The 16,545-nt window shown below is 68.4% G+C and carries 15 protein-coding genes; 12 read left to right on the top strand and 3 right to left on the bottom strand.

Annotated features, from left to right (window positions below; translation table 11 throughout):
• The first annotated feature begins 12 nt into the window (after positions 1–12).
• From MKCMC460_RS16805 to MKCMC460_RS16770, 8 genes are all read left to right on the top strand, one after another.
• Positions 13–843 (top strand): undecaprenyl-diphosphate phosphatase, encoded by an 831-nt coding sequence (locus tag MKCMC460_RS16805; RefSeq protein WP_236984075.1) that lies wholly within the window; start codon positions 13–15, stop codon positions 841–843.
• Entirely contained in the window at positions 840–1,559 is a 720-nt protein-coding gene (locus MKCMC460_RS16800; protein WP_236983036.1) for a histidine phosphatase family protein, read from the top strand. Before MKCMC460_RS16805 ends, MKCMC460_RS16800 begins: the two co-directional genes overlap by 4 nt.
• 66 nt (positions 1,560–1,625) lie before the next feature.
• Positions 1,626–2,213 carry a DUF3090 domain-containing protein gene (locus tag MKCMC460_RS16795; protein WP_236983038.1) on the top strand — a complete coding sequence of 196 codons (588 nt, stop codon included), beginning with the start codon at positions 1,626–1,628 and terminating at the stop codon, positions 2,211–2,213.
• Positions 2,197–3,012 carry an SCO1664 family protein gene (locus MKCMC460_RS16790; RefSeq protein ID WP_236983040.1) on the top strand — a complete coding sequence of 272 codons (816 nt, stop codon included), beginning with the start codon at positions 2,197–2,199 and terminating at the stop codon, positions 3,010–3,012. The genes MKCMC460_RS16795 and MKCMC460_RS16790 overlap by 17 nt, the downstream gene beginning before the upstream one ends.
• 31 nt (positions 3,013–3,043) lie before the next feature.
• Positions 3,044–3,838, top strand: a complete 795-nt coding sequence (locus MKCMC460_RS16785; protein ID WP_236983042.1) for a 3'(2'),5'-bisphosphate nucleotidase CysQ — start codon at positions 3,044–3,046, stop codon at positions 3,836–3,838.
• A 148-nt stretch (positions 3,839–3,986) separates the two neighbouring features.
• Positions 3,987–5,222, top strand: a complete 1,236-nt coding sequence (mshC, locus tag MKCMC460_RS16780; protein ID WP_236983044.1) for a cysteine--1-D-myo-inosityl 2-amino-2-deoxy-alpha-D-glucopyranoside ligase — start codon at positions 3,987–3,989, stop codon at positions 5,220–5,222.
• A 24-nt stretch (positions 5,223–5,246) separates the two neighbouring features.
• Positions 5,247–6,149: an SDR family oxidoreductase gene (locus MKCMC460_RS16775; protein ID WP_236983046.1), complete on the top strand. Its 903-nt coding sequence runs from the start codon at positions 5,247–5,249 to the stop codon at positions 6,147–6,149.
• Positions 6,150–6,153: 4 nt separating this feature from the next.
• On the top strand, positions 6,154–7,332 hold the full coding sequence (locus MKCMC460_RS16770) for an FAD-dependent monooxygenase (RefSeq protein ID WP_236983048.1): 1,179 nt from the start codon (positions 6,154–6,156) through the stop codon (positions 7,330–7,332).
• Here the strand turns inward: MKCMC460_RS16770 and MKCMC460_RS16765 are convergent.
• Positions 7,329–8,180 (bottom strand): PAC2 family protein, encoded by an 852-nt coding sequence (locus MKCMC460_RS16765; RefSeq protein WP_236984077.1) that lies wholly within the window; start codon positions 8,178–8,180, stop codon positions 7,329–7,331. The two genes, MKCMC460_RS16770 and MKCMC460_RS16765, sit on opposite strands and share 4 nt — an antisense overlap.
• 423 nt (positions 8,181–8,603) lie before the next feature.
• Between MKCMC460_RS16765 and metH the strand changes: the two genes are divergently transcribed.
• A complete protein-coding gene (gene metH / locus MKCMC460_RS16760; protein ID WP_238304585.1) occupies positions 8,604–12,362 on the top strand; it encodes a methionine synthase in 3,759 nt (1,252 codons plus the stop codon).
• Positions 12,363–12,380: 18 nt separating this feature from the next.
• Here metH and MKCMC460_RS16755 read toward each other — a convergent pair whose 3' ends face one another.
• On the bottom strand, positions 12,381–13,820 hold the full coding sequence (locus MKCMC460_RS16755) for a PPE family protein (protein ID WP_238304584.1): 1,440 nt from the start codon (positions 13,818–13,820) through the stop codon (positions 12,381–12,383).
• A gap of 122 nt (positions 13,821–13,942) precedes the next feature.
• Between MKCMC460_RS16755 and MKCMC460_RS16750 the strand changes: the two genes are divergently transcribed.
• The 3 genes from MKCMC460_RS16750 to MKCMC460_RS16740 all read left to right on the top strand — a co-directional run bounded on the left by MKCMC460_RS16750 (position 13,943) and on the right by MKCMC460_RS16740 (position 15,671).
• Complete coding sequence (locus tag MKCMC460_RS16750) at positions 13,943–14,224, top strand: phosphoribosyl-ATP diphosphatase (protein WP_236983050.1); 282 nt, start codon at positions 13,943–13,945, stop codon at positions 14,222–14,224.
• Positions 14,225–14,226: 2 nt separating this feature from the next.
• Positions 14,227–15,078 carry an ATP phosphoribosyltransferase gene (gene hisG, locus MKCMC460_RS16745; RefSeq protein WP_236983052.1) on the top strand — a complete coding sequence of 284 codons (852 nt, stop codon included), beginning with the start codon at positions 14,227–14,229 and terminating at the stop codon, positions 15,076–15,078.
• 110 nt (positions 15,079–15,188) lie between these two features.
• Complete coding sequence (locus MKCMC460_RS16740) at positions 15,189–15,671, top strand: glycine zipper 2TM domain-containing protein (protein ID WP_236983060.1); 483 nt, start codon at positions 15,189–15,191, stop codon at positions 15,669–15,671.
• 133 nt (positions 15,672–15,804) lie between these two features.
• On the opposite strand, the gene MKCMC460_RS16735 is transcribed toward MKCMC460_RS16740, so the two are convergent.
• Positions 15,805–16,542 (bottom strand): hypothetical protein, encoded by a 738-nt coding sequence (locus MKCMC460_RS16735; protein ID WP_236983062.1) that lies wholly within the window; start codon positions 16,540–16,542, stop codon positions 15,805–15,807.
• Positions 16,543–16,545 lie beyond the last annotated feature (3 nt).

Here is a 16,545-nt window from a genome sequence, read left to right as displayed (position 1 = left end):
GCGGTTACCCCGATGTCCTGGACGCAAGTCGTCGTGCTGTCCGTGGTGCAGGGCCTGACGGAATTCTTGCCGGTCTCCTCGTCAGGGCACCTGGCGATCGTGTCCCGGGTGTTCTTCCACGCCGACGCCGGCGCGTCGTTCACCGCGGTCAGCCAGCTCGGGACCGAGGCCGCCGTACTGGTCTACTTCGCCCGCGACATCGTGCGCATCGCCCGGGCCTGGTTTCACGGCCTGGCGGTGAGATCACAGCGCAACACCGACTACCGGCTCGGCTGGTACGTCATCATCGGGACCATCCCGATCTGCGTACTGGGTCTGTTCTTCAAAGAGGAGATCCGCTCCGGCGTGCGCAACCTGTGGGTGGTCGCGACGGCGATGGTGGTCTTCTCGGCGGTCATCGCGCTGGCCGAGTACCTCGGCCGGCAGACTCGCGACGTCGAGCGCCTCAACTGGCGCGACGCCGCCGTCGTCGGCAGCGCCCAATGTCTGGCGCTGGTTCCCGGTGTGTCGCGGTCCGGATCGACCATCAGCGCCGGGCTGTTCCTCGGCCTGGAACGCGAACTGGCCGCCCGCTTCGGCTTCCTGCTGGCCATCCCGGCCGTCTTCGCCTCCGGGCTGTTCTCCCTGCCGGACGCCTTCCACCCGGTCACCGAGGGCATGAGTGCCACCGGTCCACAGCTGGTCGCGTCCATGCTGATCGCATTCGTCATCGGCCTGGCCGCGGTTTCCTGGTTCCTACATTTTCTGTTGCGCCACAACATGTACTGGTTCGTCGGCTACCGGGTGCTGGCCGGTACGGCCGTACTGATCCTGCTGGCCACCGGGACGGTCGCCGCCACATGACCGTGCTGCTGTTGCGCCACGGCCGGTCCACCTCGAACACCGCGGGCACCCTGGCCGGCCGCTCCGAAGGCGTCGACCTCGACGACAAGGGGCGCGACCAGGCGCTCGGGTTGATCGACCGCATCGGTGACCTGCCGATCCGGGCCGTGGTGACCTCGCCGCTGCTGCGCTGCCGTCGCACCGTGCAGCCGCTGGCCGAGGCGCTGTGCTTGGAGCCGCTGATCGACGAACGCATCGCCGAGGTCGACTACGGCGAGTGGACCGGGCGCAAGCTGGGGGAGTTGGTCAGCGAGCCGCTTTGGCGGGTGGTGCAGGCCCATCCCAGCGCGGCGGTGTTCCCCGGCGGCGAGGGCCTGGCGCAGGTGCAGTCCCGCGCGGTGGCCGCCGTCCGCGAGCACGACAGGCGGCTCAGCGAGCAGCACGGCGCGGACGTGCTGTGGATCGCCTGCACCCACGGTGACGTGATCAAGGCCGTCATCGCCGACGCCTACGGCATGCACCTGGACAGCTTCCAGCGGGTCAACGCCGATCCCGCGTCGGTAAGCGTGGTGCGCTACACCCCGCTGCGACCGTTCGTGCTACACGTCAACCACACCGGGGCGCGGTTGTCGGCGGGGCTACGCGCCGCGCCCGCGCCGTTGCCGGAGGCCAAAGCAGCGGGTGAAACCACCGAACCGTCCGCCGGCGACGCAGTGGTCGGCGGCTCCACCGACTAACCGCGCGGCGGTAGCCGCGCATACGAGGCGCCGGTGCGGCTGTCTGCACGGTATTTTGGAAGAGCCATGGCCCGCGCAATTCACGTATTCCGCACACCCGACCGTTTCGTCGCCGGGACCGTCGGGCAGCCCGGCAACCGCACGTTCTACATTCAGGCGGCCCACGATTCCCGGGTGGTCTCGGTGGTGTTGGAGAAGCAGCAGGTTGCGGTGCTGGCCGAACGTATCGGCGCGCTGCTGCTCGAGGTCAACCGACGGTTCGGCACCCCGGTCCCGCCCGAGCCCGCCGAGGTCGACGACCTGAGCCCGCTGATCATGCCGGTCGACGCCGAGTTCCGGGTCGGCACGATGGGGCTGGGCTGGGACTCCGAGGCGCAGACGGTGGTGGTCGAACTGCTGGCCGTCACCGACGCCGAGTTCGACGCGTCGGTGGTGCTCGACGACACCGACGAAGGGCCCGACGCGGTGCGGGTTTTCCTCACCCCGGAGTCGGCACGCCAGTTCGCCACCCGGTCCAACCGCGTCATCTCGGCCGGACGACCGCCATGTCCGCTATGCGACGAGCCCCTGGATCCCGAGGGCCACATCTGCGCCCGCACCAACGGCTACCGGCGCGACGCGCTCTTCGGGTCCACCGATGAACCCGAGGAATGACGAACTCGAGGCGCTGCAGCACGGCGAGCTGACGGTCCTGGGACGGATCCGCTCGGCGAGCAACGCCACTTTTCTGTGCGAAGCGGCGCTGGGGTCGGTGACCGTGCACTGCGTGTACAAACCGGTCTCCGGTGAGCAGCCGCTGTGGGACTTCCCCGACGGCACGCTGGCCGGCCGCGAGCTGAGCGCCTACCTGGTGTCGCAGTCGCTGGGCTGGAACATTGTGCCGTACACCATCATTCGCCACGGCCCGGCGGGGCCCGGCATGCTGCAGCAGTGGGTGCAGCAACCCGGTGACGCGGTCGATTCCGAACCCCGGCCCGGGCCCGACCTGGTCGACCTGTTTCCCAGCGGCAAGCCGCAGCCCGGCTATCTGCCGGTGCTGCGGGCCTACGACTACGCCGGCGACGAGGTGGTGCTGATGCACGCCGACGACATCCGGCTGCGGCGCATGGCGGTGTTCGACATCCTCATCAACAACGCCGACCGCAAGGGCGGGCACATCCTTTGCGACGTCGACGGCCGCGTGTACGGGGTGGACCACGGGGTGAGCCTGCACGTGCAGGACAAGCTGCGGACCGTGCTGTGGGGGTGGGCGGGAAAGCCGATCGACGACCCGACCATGGAGGCGGTCGCCGGGCTGGTGGAAGCGCTGCGGGGTCCGCTGGCCGAGGAACTGCACGGCCGGATCACCAGCACTGAAATCGCGGCGCTGACCCGGCGCGCGCACTCCTTGCTGGACAACCCGGTGATGCCCTCGCCCAACCGGCACCGCCCGATTCCCTGGCCGGCGTTCTGAGCCGCGGCGCCGTGTCGGCGATACTGGGTCGGTGAATCCCGCTGCTGACCTGACGGACGCCGCGCTGGCTGCCGAATTGGCCGCGGAGGCGGGGGAATTGCTGCTCGCGGTGCGCGAGGAGGTCGGTTTCGACTATCCGTGGGAGCTGGGCGACGCCGGAGACCGACGCGCGAACTCGCTGATTTTGCGCCGGTTGGCGGCCGCGCGGCCCGGGGATGCGGTGCTCAGTGAGGAAGCTCACGACGACCTGGTTCGGCTGAAGTCCGACCGGGTGTGGATCATCGACCCGCTGGACGGCACTCGCGAGTTCTCCACCCGCGGTCGTGACGACTGGGCGGTCCACATTGCGCTGTGGCAGCGCCCGTCGAACGGCCGGCACCAGATCACCGACGCGGCCGTCTCCCTGCCGGCCCGCGGCAACATCGTCTACCGCAGCGATACGGTGTCCGCGCGGGCCGCGCAAGCCGCGTCCGGTGGTACACCAGGCGTCATCCGGATCGCCGCCAGCGCCACCCGCCCGCCGGCCATCCTGTACCGGATGCGGCATCTGGTGGACATCGAACTGCTGCGGATCGGGTCGGCGGGCGCCAAGGCGATGGCGGTGGTCGACGGCGTCGCCGACGCCTACCTGCACGCCGGCGGCCAATGGGAATGGGATTCGGCGGCGCCGGCCGGGGTGGTGCTGGCCGCCGGCATGCATGCGTCGCGGCTGGACGGCTCGCCGCTGATGTACAACCAGCTCGATCCTTACCTGCCGGACCTGCTCATGTGTCGCAGCGAACTGGCGCCGATCCTGCTGGACGCCATCCGGCAGGCGTGGTGGTGAGCAGTCCCGTCGCCAGCCGGGCCTGACTGCGCGGCTCCTCCTCAGCACGCGGCGCGTGCTGCATCGTCGCCACGCGGGGTTCGACTGCGCGGCTCCTCCTCAGCACGCGGCGCGTGCTGCATCGTCGCCACGCTCTAAAGTCATCGGCATGCGGTCGTGGTCTTCTCCGCCGGTCCCGGATCTGCCCGGACGCGGCCCCGAGCTACGGCTTTACGACACCGCCGACCGCCAGGTCCGCCCGGTGACAGCCGGTCGCACCGCGAACATGTACGTCTGCGGCATCACCCCGTATGACGCCACGCATCTGGGTCACGCCGCCACCTATCTCGCGTTCGACCTGATCCACCGGCTCTGGCTCGACCTCGGTCACGACGTGCAGTACGTCCAGAACGTCACCGACGTCGACGACCCGCTGTTCGAACGCGCCGACCGCGACGGCGTCGACTGGCGCGAACTGGGCGACCGTGAGGTCGAACTTTTCCGCACCGACATGACGGCGCTGCGGGTGCTGCCGCCACGTGACTACGTCGGGGCCACCGAAGCCGTCGCCGAGATCGTGGAGCTCATCGAGAAGATGGTGGCGTCCGGGGCCGCCTACGTGGTCGAGGGAAAGTACCCGGACGTCTACTACCGCGCCGACGCCACCGTGCAGTTCGGCTACGAGTCCGGCTACGACCGCGACACCATGCTGGCGTTGTTCGCACAGCGCGGCGGCGACCCGCAACGCGCCGGTAAGACCGACGAACTCGACGCGTTGCTGTGGCGGGCCAACCGCCCCGGCGAGCCGTCCTGGCCGTCGCCGTTCGGGCCGGGAAGACCCGGCTGGCATGTCGAATGTGCGGCGATCGCGCTGAGCCGTATCCACAGCGAGCTCGACATCCAGGGTGGCGGCAGCGACCTGATTTTCCCGCACCACGAATTCACCGCCGCGCACGCTGAATGTGTCACCGGCGCGCGCAGATTCGCGCGCCACTACGTGCACGCCGGGATGATCGGCTGGGACGGGCACAAGATGTCGAAGAGCCGCGGCAACCTCGTCCTGGTCTCCACACTGCGCGCCCAGGGCGTCGACCCGGCGGCGGTGCGGCTCGGTCTGCTGGCCGGGCATTACCGGGCCGACCGCTCGTGGAGTCAACAGGTGCTCGACGACGCCCAGCGCCGTCTGCAGCACTGGCGCGCGGCGACCGCGTTGCCGGCCGGCCCGGACGCCGCCGACGTCCTCACCCGGGTTCGCCAGTACCTTGCCGACGATCTCGACACCCCTAAATCGCTTGCCGCACTGGATGGTTGGGCCACCGATGCACTGGAGTACGGCGGTCACGACGAGGCGGCGCCCAGGTTGGTGGCCGCCGCGGTCGACGCCCTGCTGGGAGTGGGTCTGTAGCGGCGCGGTGGTACGTTTTCGGCCATGGCGAGGGTGCAGCAGAACGTGCAGGACAAAGTCGTATTCATCACGGGCGCCGGCCGCGGTATCGGCGCGGAGGTCGCCCGCCGGCTGCATAACAAGGGCGCCAAGCTCGTCCTGACCGACCTGGGTGAGGCGGAGCTGAAGTCGATCGGCGCCGAACTCGGCGGCGACGGGCGCGTGCTGACGGTGGTGGCCGATGTACGTGATCTGGCCGCCATGCAGGCCGCCGCTGACCAGGCCGTGGCAAAGTTCGGCGGCATCGACGTGGTGGTGGCCAATGCGGGCATCGCCAGCTATGGCTCGGTGCTCAACGTCGACCCCGAGGCGGTCAAGCGGGTCATCGACGTCAACCTGCTCGGCGTCTTCTACACGGTGCGCGCCACCTTGCCGGCCATCATCGACCGCCGCGGCTACGTGTTGATCGTCTCCTCGCTGGCGGCGTTCGCCGCCGCTCCCGGAATGGCGCCCTACGACATGTCCAAGGCCGGCAACGAGCATCTGGCCAACGCGCTGCGGTTGGAGGTCGCGCATCTGGGGGTCAGCGTCGGCTCGGCCCACATGTCCTGGATTGACACCGCGCTGGTGCGTGACACCAAGGCGGATCTGCCCGCGTTCGGCGAGATGCTGGCCAAGCTGCCGCCGCCGCTGGGCAAGACCACCTCGGTGAACAAGTGCGCGGCGGCGTTCGTCAAGGGCATCGAAGAACGCCGGACGCGGGTGTACTGCCCGGGCTGGGTTGCGGCCCTGCGCTGGCTCAAGCCGGTGCTGTCCAGCCGAATCGGCGAAGCGCAGGTGCTCAAGTCCGCGGGTGGGGTGATTTCCAGGATGGATGACGACGTGGCCGCGCTCGGCCGGTTCACCAGCGCCTACACCCACGCCCTGGAGAAGCCGTCGGGTTCGTGACCCCGTGCGGGTGATTATCTGCGGCGCCGGGATCGCCGGGCTGGCCGCCGCCGAACGCATGTCGAGCATGGGCGCCGAAGTGGTGTTGCTCGAGCGCGCCCCGGGTCCCGACGAACGCGGCTACCTGATCGACTTCTACGGCCCCGGTTACGAAGCCGCCGAAGCGGTCGGCGTCCTGCCTGCGATTAAGGACGGGTCCTACCGCATCGACGAGGCCACCCTGGTCGACCAGCAGGGCCGCCGCCGGGCCGACCTGCCCTACAACCAGATCGCCAAGGCCCTCGGCGGCCGGGTGTCCAGCCTGCTGCGATCCGATTTGGCGAAAGCGTTGCGGGGCAACCTGCCCGACGGCGTCGACGTGCGTTACGGCGCGTCGCTGTCGGCGGTGACGGACCGCGACGACGGTGTCTCGGTGACGCTGGAAACCGGGGAGGAGCTGGCGGCCGACGTGCTGATCGGCGCCGACGGCAGCCACTCGAGGGTGCGGAGCCTGGTGTTCGGACCCGAGTCGCAATACCTGCGCTATCTCGGATTCCATTACGCGGCTTTTGTCTGCGACGCCTCCGACGTCGGCCGCCAAGCCGACACCGAGCAGATCGTGCTGACCGACACCGTCGAGCGGCAGATGGATCTGCTTTTTCTGCCCGACGGCCGCGCTGCCGTGCTGGCGACGTTCGCCGCCGCAGGTCCGGAATTGCCCGCGGATCCGCGTGCCGCGGTGCGGGACCGGTTCGCCGACGTGGGTTGGCTGGTGCCGGAAATATTGAACCGGTGCCCACCGGCCGGGGAGATGTACTACCAGGCAGCCGCCCAGGTCGTGATGCCGCGGTGGAGCAAGGGTCGGGTGGTGCTGCTCGGCGACGCCGCGGCCGCGGTCTCGCCGCTCGCCCCGCACGGCGCGTCGCTGGCGGTGGCCGGCGCCTACGTGCTCGCCGAACAGCTGCGTCTGACGTCCTCGGTCGAGCGGGCGCTGGACTTCTACGAGAAACTCTGGCGCTGGGTGGTCGAGGACAAGCAGAAAGCCGCCCGCGAGGTCGGCTGCTGGACGGTGCCCACGTCGCGCCGGGCCGCCCTGCGGTTCAGCTGGCGCCCGCTGGTCAATCGGTTCATCACCACGGCGTTGGCCGGTGAGCCGACCACGGTCATCGCGACGCTGCGCCGGGGAACTTCGGAACCGGGTTAGCGGCCGAAGCCGGGGCGGCGGCGTTTGAGGTAGCGCTCGAACTCGGCGGCCAGTGCGTCACCGTCGATCTGGCCCAGTACCTCGTTGACGTCGACGGACGCGTCGCCGTGCTGTTCGAGTGACTGCACGTATTCGGCCAGCTCCTGGTCGTCGGCGGCCATCTCGGTGATCTCCTGCTCCCACGCCTCGGCTTGCGCGGGCAGGTCGGCCAGCGGAACCTCGACGTCGAGTACTTCCTCGACGCGGCGCAGCAGCGCCACGGTCGCCTTGGGGTTGGGCGGGTGCGAGACGTAGTGCGGCACCGCCGCCCAGAACGTCACGGCCGGGATGCCCGCGGCCACGCACGCGTACTGGAAGACGCCGGCTATGCCGGTGGGGCCCTCGTAGCGGGTTTCCTCCAGTCCGAACAGCCGAGCCGAGTCCGACGAGTAGGCCGCACCCGAGACCGGTACCGGCCGGGTGTGCGGGGTGTCGGCCAGCAGCGCGCCCAGGATCACCACGGTGTCGACGTTGAGTTTGTCGATGATGCCCAGCAGTTCGTCGCAGAAGGTGCGCCAGCGCATGTTGGGTTCGACGCCGGACATCAGCACGACGTCGCGGTCGCTGTCGGGCGGGCGGCAGTGTGAGATCCGCATGGCCGGCCATTCCAGTTCCCGGGTGACGCCGTCGACTTGGCGGATCACCGGGCGATTGACCTGGTAGTCGTAGTAGGCCTCGTCGTCGATCTCCACGATCGGCAGCGCGTCCCAGATGTCGAACAGGTGTGCCACGGCGTCGCTGGCGGCGTCGCCGGCGTCGTTCCAGCCCTCGAATGCCGCCACTACGACGGTGTTCTGCAGTTGCGGCAGCCGTTGGGCATCATCCTGCCCGCGATCCGGCGAGTTCACCCGGCCAGCCTACGGCGTGGCGCTCCGGTTACGACGCAGACGTGCGGTTCTCGCCTCCGTGCGTCGAGCGTCCCCAGATGTACGGCCAAACGACCCTGCGAGCGGCATTTTGAGGCCGCTGGCGGGAGGCGACCGAAAGGCCCAGACGAAATACGGTTGGCTGCAATCTGGTTAACCTGGGTAATTAAGTCATTGCCGACCAGATCCGCGCGCCGGCGCTCGGTGGGCACCGCGATCGCCGGCCGGATCGGGTCAAGCTTGGCGTCCAGGGTTCGGGTGACGACGTAAACTCGTCTGGTCGAGAGGCGTTGCAACGGATTTTTTGGGGGGTCCTGGTCCCCCTGGTATCCGCCACGCTCGGCAGATCCAAGGACGCCTTCCGCGATGGAAGGATTGCATGTGAGCGCCCCCGAAAGTTTTGAGCCGAACATCCGTCCGGACTGCACCGACGAACTTTCCGCGGCCCTGCGCGAGCGGATTCTGGTGATCGATGGGGCGATGGGCACCGCGATCCAGCGCGACCGGCCGGACGAGGCCGGCTACCGCGGCGACCGGTTCACCGAGTGGCCGACCGCGTTGCAGGGCAACAACGACCTGCTCACGCTGACGCAGCCGCAGATCATCTCCGGGATCCACCGCGAGTACCTCGAGGCGGGTGCGGACATCCTGGAGACCAACACGTTCAACGCGAACGCGATCTCGCTGTCTGATTACGACATGGCGGACCTGAGCTACGAGCTGAACTACGCCGGGGCTGCGCTGGCCCGTAAAGCCGCCGACGAGTTCAGCACCACCGACAAGCCCCGCTATGTCGCCGGCGCCATCGGCCCGACCACGCGGACCGCGTCGATCTCGCCCGACGTCAACGACCCCGGGGCCCGCAACGTCTCCTACGACCAGCTGGTGGCCGCCTACCTGGAAGCCGCCAACGGCCTGGTGGACGGTGGCGCCGATCTGCTCATCATCGAGACCATCTTCGACTCGCTGAACGCCAAGGCGGCGGTGTTCGCCGTGGAGACGCTGTTCGAGGACCGCGGGCGGCGCTGGCCGGTGATCATCTCGGGCACCATCACCGACGCCTCCGGGCGGACGTTGTCCGGGCAGGTCACCGAGGCGTTCTGGAACTCGATCCGGCACGCCAAACCGATCGCGGTCGGCCTCAACTGCGCCCTGGGCGCGCCGGAGATGAGGCCGTACATCGCCGAGGTGTCGCGGATCGCGGACACCTTCGTCTCCTGCTACCCGAATGCCGGACTGCCCAACGCCTTCGGTGAGTACGACGAGTCCCCGGAGCGGCAGGCCTCTTATATCGCCGAGTTCGCCGACGCCGGCCTGGTGAACCTGGTCGGTGGGTGCTGCGGGACGGCGCCTCCGCACATCGCCGAGATCGCCAAGGTCGTCGAAGGTAAGCCGCCGCGCTGGGTGCCGCAGATCCCGGTGGCGACCCGGCTCGCGGGACTCGAGCCGCTCAACATCACCGAGGATTCGCTGTTCGTCAACATTGGTGAGCGCACCAACATCACCGGCTCGGCCCGGTTCCGCAACCTGATCAAGGCGCAGGACTACGACACCGCGCTGTCGGTGGCCCTGCAGCAGGTCGAGGTCGGCGCCCAGGTCATCGACATCAACATGGACGAGGGCATGATCGACGGCGTCGCCGCGATGGACCGGTTCACCAAGCTGATCGCGGCCGAGCCCGACATCAGCCGCGTCCCGGTGATGATCGACTCCTCCAAGTGGGAGGTCATCGAGGCGGGCCTGAAGAACGTGCAGGGCAAGCCGATCGTCAACTCGATCTCCATGAAGGAGGGCGAGGAGAAGTTCGTTCGCGAGGCACGGTTGTGCCGCAAGTACGGTGCCGCCGTGGTCGTGATGGCCTTCGACGAGCAGGGGCAGGCCGACAACCTGGAGCGCCGCAAGGAGATCTGTGGGCGCGCCTACCGCATTCTGACCGAACAGGTCGGCTTCCCGCCCGAGGACATCATTTTCGACCCGAACTGCTTCGCGCTGGCGACCGGCATCGAGGAGCACGCCACGTACGGCATCGACTTCATCGAGGCCTGCGCCTGGATCAAGGAAAATCTGCCGGGCGTGCACATCTCCGGCGGCATCTCGAACGTGTCGTTCTCGTTCCGCGGCAACAACCCGGTCCGCGAGGCGATCCACGCGGTGTTCCTGTTCCACGCCATCAAGGCCGGCCTGGATATGGGCATCGTCAACGCCGGCGCGCTGGTGCCCTACGACTCCATCGACCCCGAGCTGCGGGACCGCATCGAGGACGTCGTGCTGAACCGCCGCGAGGATGCGGCCGAGCGACTCCTGGAGATCGCCGAGCGATTCAATAGGACCGAGAAGAGCGAGGACCCGAAGGCCGCCGAGTGGCGATCCCTGCCGGTGCGCGAGCGGATCACCCACGCACTGGTCAAGGGCATCGACGCCCACGTGGACGACGACACCGAGGAGTTGCGGGCCGAGATCGCCGCTGCGGGCGGGCGCCCGATCGAAGTGATCGAGGGCCCGCTGATGGACGGCATGAACGTCGTCGGCGACCTGTTCGGCTCCGGCAAGATGTTCTTGCCTCAGGTGGTGAAGTCGGCCCGGGTGATGAAGAAGGCCGTGGCGTACCTGCTGCCGTTCATCGAGAAGGAGAAAGAGCAGTCCGGCGCGGCAGCCGGTAAGGACACCAACGGCACGATCATCATGGCGACCGTCAAGGGCGACGTGCACGACATCGGCAAGAACATTGTCGGGGTCGTGCTGCAGTGCAACAACTTCGAGGTGATCGACCTCGGTGTGATGGTGCCCGCCGAGAAAATCCTGGCCGCGGCTGAGGAATACGACGCCGACATCATCGGGCTGTCCGGGCTCATCACCCCGTCGCTGGACGAGATGGTCAACTTCGCCGTCGAGATGGAACGCCAGGGACTGCAGATCCCGCTGCTGATCGGTGGTGCGACCACCTCGCGTGCCCACACGGCGGTGAAGGTGGCGCCGCGCCGCAGCGGTCCGGTGGTGTGGGTCAAGGACGCGTCGCGCTCGGTGCCCGTCGCCGCCGCGCTGCTCGACGACAAGCAGCGTCCCGCGTTGCTGGAGGCCACCGAGAAGGACTACGCAGCGCTGCGCGAACGGCACGCTCAGAAGAACGAGCGCCCGACGCTGACGCTGGCGAAGGCACGCGCCAACCGGACGCCGATCGAGTGGGACGGCTACCCGCCGCCGGTGCCCGCCCAGGGTCTCGGCGTGCGGGATTTTCACGACTACGACCTCGCCGAGTTGCGGGAGTACATCGACTGGCAGCCGTTCTTCAACGCCTGGGAGATGAAGGGCCGCTTCCCCGACATCCTCAACAACCCGGTCTCGGGGGAGGCCGCGCGCAAGCTGTACGACGACGCCCAGGAAATGCTGGACACCCTGATCAAGGAGAAGTGGCTGACGGCCAACGGGGTGATCGGGTTCTTCCCGGCCAACGCGGTCGGTGACGACATCGAGGTCTACACCGACGACACCCGGACCGAGGTGCTCACCACGCTGTACAACCTGCGCCAGCAGGGCGAGCACCGCGACGGCATCCCCAACCGGAGTCTCGGCGACTTCATCGCGCCGAAGGCCACCGGTCTGGCCGACTACGTCGGCGCCTTCGCCGTCACCGCGGGACTCGGCAGCGCGGAAAAGATCGCGGAGTTCAAGGCGGACAACGACGACTACAGCGCGATCCTGCTGGAATCGATCGCCGATCGGCTGGCCGAGGCGTTCGCCGAACGGATGCACCAGCGGGTCCGCAAGGAGTTCTGGGGATTCCAGCCGGACGAGCAGTTGGACAACGAGGACCTGATTGGCGAGAAGTACCGGGGGATCCGTCCTGCCCCCGGCTACCCGGCCTGCCCGGAGCACACCGAGAAGGTGACGCTCTTTAAGTTGCTGGACGTTACCAAGCGGACCGGCATCGAGTTGACCGAGTCGATGGCGATGTGGCCCGGTGCCGCCGTCAGCGGATGGTACTTTTCGCATCCGCAGTCGCAATACTTCGTGGTCGGCCGGCTGGCCCAGGACCAGGTCGCCGACTACGCCAAGCGCAAAGGCTGGACGCTGGCCGAAGCCGAGCGCTGGCTCGCCCCCAACCTCGGCTACAACCCGGAGGACTGAGCCGACGTCGGTGCGCCGCTACCGGCCTTCGTCGCCGGGTGTCCAGGTGTTCGGCAGCATTGGCTCCTGCGGGCCGTCGGTGAATTCGGCGCCGGGCAGCCGTGTGAGCCCGAGCGCTGGTACGTCTGCTCTGCGCAGCGTGCCGACGAAGCCCTGCGGCCCCGCCCCGGAGGCCGAGGCTGCGACGTCGTCGGGCTCGGGCATGTCGGGCGGTCCGTCGACCTCTTCGTCGAGGTAGGCGAACTGATATTTGTGGCTGTGCTGGCGCACCCGTGCTCGGCGCTTGGCTCTGGCCTCGGCGGCGCTGGACAGCGGTGCGGCCGCTGGCGCCGCCGCCGCCGCACCGACGGCGGCGGCGGCTCTGGCCCCGAATGTAGGCGTGAATCCTTCACCGTCGGGGTCGCCGCCAACCGCATAGAACACTTGCACGCCGCCGGCGGCGGGGGCCGCCGGTGCCGGCGCGCCGGCCGACGATCCGGGGGCTCCGGCCGGTGCCGCGGCCGGTCCGCCGGCGCCGGTGCCGGCCAGCGTCACCCCGGTGACGGCGGGCGTCAGCTGCTCGGTGGGCGCTGTGGCGGCGACGGCGAGCGGCAACTCGGTGCTCGCCTCCAACCCGGCTAACCCGGCCAGCCCGATCAAGCCGACCGGCGCGAAGAGCGGGGCCAGCGCGGGAGCGAACGGGAAGATGTAGATGACCGGGTCGATGATCGAGTACGCCAGGATCATGAAGATCTCGGTGGTCATGAACGACAGCAACGAGTCCAGCGCTTGCACGACGAAGTCGCCCAGCGGTCCCGTCAGGTATTGGGCGGCCAGGTTGCGCATCAGGGTGACCAGATAGTTCAGCGCGTCGAGGATGATTTCGGTCGGGTCGCCAGAGATGCTGCCGGTGTCGGCGGCCGGCGCTGCCTGGGTGGTGACGATCTGTGGTGCGGTGCCCAACGTCGCCGTAGCCGCCGCCAGGCTGGTCTCTGCGACGGTCTGGTAGACGCTCATGGTCGTCGCGGCCTGGACCCACATCCGCAGGTAGTCCGCCTCGTTCAGCGCGATGGGGACGGTGTTGATGCCGAAGAAGTTGGTGGCCACCAGGGCGCCGTGCACGGCATGGTTGGCCGCCAGTTCGACCAGGGTCGGCATCTCGGCGAGTGCGCAGGTGTAACCGGCGGCCACGGTCTCTGCTGCGGCGGCCGCCGCAGCGGACACCGTTGCGGCCTGGGTCAGCCAATACAGATACGGCTGATGGGCCGCGACGAACTGCGCCGCGGTCGGGCCCGCCCACGCGCCCGCCGCAACGGCGCCGAGCACGCCTTCGAGGTCCGCGGCGGTGGAGGTGTATTCGGCGGCGAGCGCGTGCCAGGCGTCGGCTGCTGCCAGCAATGGACCGGGGCCTGAGCCAGTGGACAGCAGCGTCGAGTGCACCTCGGGCGGCAGCGCGAACCACACGGGACCGGTCATCATCGGCTGAGTCCTTCGAGCCATAAAAGCCAGCTAGTCTGGCCAAACCGGCATTAGGTTAGCCTAATCTTTTGAAGTTGTTATGAATACGCCGAAGAAACTGTTGTGACTTCTCTCGCGCTCGCATGGAACAATCGCTGGCCGTGAAGACCTTCGACGATCTTTTCGCCGAACTGGGCGAACGCGCGCGCACCCGGCCGGCCGGCAGCGCCACCGTTGCGGCGCTGGATGCCGGGGTGCACGCCCTGGGCAAGAAGATCCTGGAAGAGGCCGGCGAGGTGTGGCTGGCCGCCGAGCACGAACCCGACGAGGCGCTGGCCGAGGAGATCAGCCAATTGCTCTACTGGACGCAGGTGCTGATGATCGCGCGCGGCCTGTCCCTCGACGACGTCTACCGGAAGCTGTGAGCATGTTGCGTGTCGCGGTGCCCAACAAGGGCGCGTTGAGCGAACCGGCCACCGAGATCCTGTCCGAGGCCGGCTACCGGCGCCGCACCGACCCCAAGGACCTCACCGTCATCGACCCGGTCAACAACGTCGAGTTCTTCTTCCTGCGGCCCAAAGACATCGCCATCTACGTCGGCTCCGGCGAACTCGACTTCGGCATCACCGGCCGCGATCTGGCGCTGGATTCCGACGCCCCGGTGCGCGAACGCCTGGCGCTGGGCTTCGGCTCGTCCCGGTTCCGGTACGCCGCGCCGGCCGGACGGGACTGGACGGTCGAGGACCTGGCCGGCAAGCGGATAGCCACCGCCTACCCCAACCTGGTTCGTAAGGATCTGGCCGCCAGGGGCGTCGGCGCGACGGTGATCAGACTCGACGGAGCGGTGGAGATTTCGGTGCAGCTCGGTGTCGCCGACGCCATCGCCGATGTGGTGGGTTCGGGACGCACGCTGAGCCTGCACAACCTGGTGGCCTTCGGGGAGCCGCTGTGCGACTCCGAGGCCGTGCTCATCGAGCGGGCTGAGCCCGGCGGCCAGGCGGCCGCGGCCCGGGATCAGCTAATTGCCCGCGTTCAGGGCGTGGTGTTCGGCCAGCAGTACCTGATGCTCGACTACGACTGCCCACGCTCGGCGCTGGACCAGGCCACCGCCATCACCCCCGGATTGGAGTCGCCGACCATCGCGCCGCTGGCCGATCCGGATTGGGTCGCGGTCCGGGCGCTGGTGCCGCGCCGCGACGTCAACGGCATCATGGACCGGCTGGCCGTCATCGGAGCCAAGGCGATCCTGGCCTCCGACATCAGGTTCTGCAGATTCTGACCGTCGACCGCGGGCTTAGCTGTGTTAGCGTCCCGCTGGGAACTGCGGTAGGCCGCGGGCTTTCCCGCCATCGTCGCCAGGGGAGTACGTCTGTCCCAGGAGGGATTGCTGTGACGCAAGTTCTTGTCCTGCTGCTGGCATTGCTGATCGGGGTCGTGGCGGGGCTGCGGTCCCTGACGGCCCCCGCCGCGGTCGCGTGGGCGGTGTTCCTCAGCTGGCTCAACATGACCGGAACGTGGGCGTCCTGGGTGGGCAACATCGTCACCGTGGTGATTTTCAGCCTGCTCGCCGTCGCCGAACTGGTCAACGACAAACTGCCCAAGACACCGCCGCGCACCGCGACGCCGGTGTTTCTGGTCCGGCTCATCATCGGCGGCTTCGCCGGGGCGGTGATCGGCACTGCGTGGGGGCACAAGTGGGCGGCGCTGGGGGCCGGCATCATCGGTGCCGTACTGGGCACCGTGGGCGGTTTCCAGGCCCGGCGGGCGCTCGTCGTCAGGAACGGCGGCCACGATCTGCCGATCGCACTGCTGGAGGACGCGGTCGCGGTGTTGGGCGCCGTCGCCATCGTCGTGGCGGCAGCCGCGCTGTGACCCAAGACGCTGTGCTGCAGGAGCTTTCGCCGCTATCGGACCGGTAGCCGCGGACGGGACCGCGGGGGCGGAGCGCGGGAAAAGATGTGACGCGGGCGGTCTTCGTCGAGGACCGATCCGGCAGCTGGACGAGCTAACCGGCGGTGGTGCCTACCGGTGCGCTGGACAGTGTTGTGGGTTGCCGCTGCGTCTTGGGCAGCCGTTTGACCGCGATCAGCACACCGGTTCCCGCGATCGTGCACAGTGCCCACAACGCCAGGTACCAGAATGAGCGGAACTCGGGTCCGAAGAACACGGCGAGGGCGATGAACCAGAAGGTGATCATCCCGAGGTAACCCCACCAGACGATGGGGGCGGTTCCGGCGCTGCTGCGGCGGCGCATCAGGACGCCGACGTACATCACGGGTAAGGCGGCGTTGGCGACGGAGAAGTACGTCACCGCGAGCGGATCACCCATCGCATGGCTAAGGGCGTTCCAGATGACAATCGCCGCGGCGGCTCCGGCCACGATCAGCGCGGCGAACTGGCGCGGGTTCGCCGAAGGCAGCAACTCTGTCCTGCCGTACTGGATCGCCTGCACAATGAAGGCGACCTCGAAGGTGACGGTGAAAAGCAAAGCGACCCAAAATAATTCGACGTACCAGTGGTGGTAGGTGGTGAACCAGGTGTGGTAGTGGGCGACGAACGAGCCGTCGCCGGCGAACCAGAACAGGGTGCAGAAGATCGGTATCGAATACGTCTTTTCGCGGCGCGCAATCACGTAGGAGGCGAAGAACCAGGTGTAGTTGCAGACCATCGCCAGCGAGCACAGCGCCAAAATCCCGAGCTTGTGTTGGTCGATGGCGGTGAGCGTCTGTACTCCGTCGTACATTGC

The sequence above is a fragment of the Mycobacterium sp. 20KCMC460 genome (assembly GCF_022179425.1).
In the GTDB taxonomy this organism is placed as follows: Bacteria; Actinomycetota; Actinomycetes; order Mycobacteriales; family Mycobacteriaceae; genus Mycobacterium; species Mycobacterium kiyosense.
The sequence above is the reverse complement of the archived record's forward strand: the minus strand, read 5'-3'. Positions and strand labels throughout refer to the sequence as shown.

Bases quoted from the DNA above. Each gene is read 5' to 3' on its own strand.
- MKCMC460_RS16805 (WP_236984075.1), top strand. From the start codon at position 13: ATGTCCTGGACGCAAGTCGTCGTGCTGTCCGTGGTGCAGGGCCTGACG.
- MKCMC460_RS16800 (WP_236983036.1), top strand. From the start codon at position 840: ATGACCGTGCTGCTGTTGCGCCACGGCCGGTCCACCTCGAACACCGCG.
- MKCMC460_RS16795 (WP_236983038.1), top strand. From the start codon at position 1,626: ATGGCCCGCGCAATTCACGTATTCCGCACACCCGACCGTTTCGTCGCC.
- MKCMC460_RS16790 (WP_236983040.1), top strand. From the start codon at position 2,197: ATGAACCCGAGGAATGACGAACTCGAGGCGCTGCAGCACGGCGAGCTG.
- mshC (WP_236983044.1), top strand. From the start codon at position 3,987: ATGCGGTCGTGGTCTTCTCCGCCGGTCCCGGATCTGCCCGGACGCGGC.
- MKCMC460_RS16775 (WP_236983046.1), top strand. From the start codon at position 5,247: ATGGCGAGGGTGCAGCAGAACGTGCAGGACAAAGTCGTATTCATCACG.
- metH (WP_238304585.1), top strand. From the start codon at position 8,604: ATGGAAGGATTGCATGTGAGCGCCCCCGAAAGTTTTGAGCCGAACATC.
- MKCMC460_RS16755 (WP_238304584.1), bottom strand. From the start codon at position 13,820: ATGATGACCGGTCCCGTGTGGTTCGCGCTGCCGCCCGAGGTGCACTCG.
- MKCMC460_RS16750 (WP_236983050.1), top strand. From the start codon at position 13,943: ATGGAACAATCGCTGGCCGTGAAGACCTTCGACGATCTTTTCGCCGAA.
- hisG (WP_236983052.1), top strand. From the start codon at position 14,227: ATGTTGCGTGTCGCGGTGCCCAACAAGGGCGCGTTGAGCGAACCGGCC.
- MKCMC460_RS16735 (WP_236983062.1), bottom strand. From the start codon at position 16,542: ATGTACGACGGAGTACAGACGCTCACCGCCATCGACCAACACAAGCTC.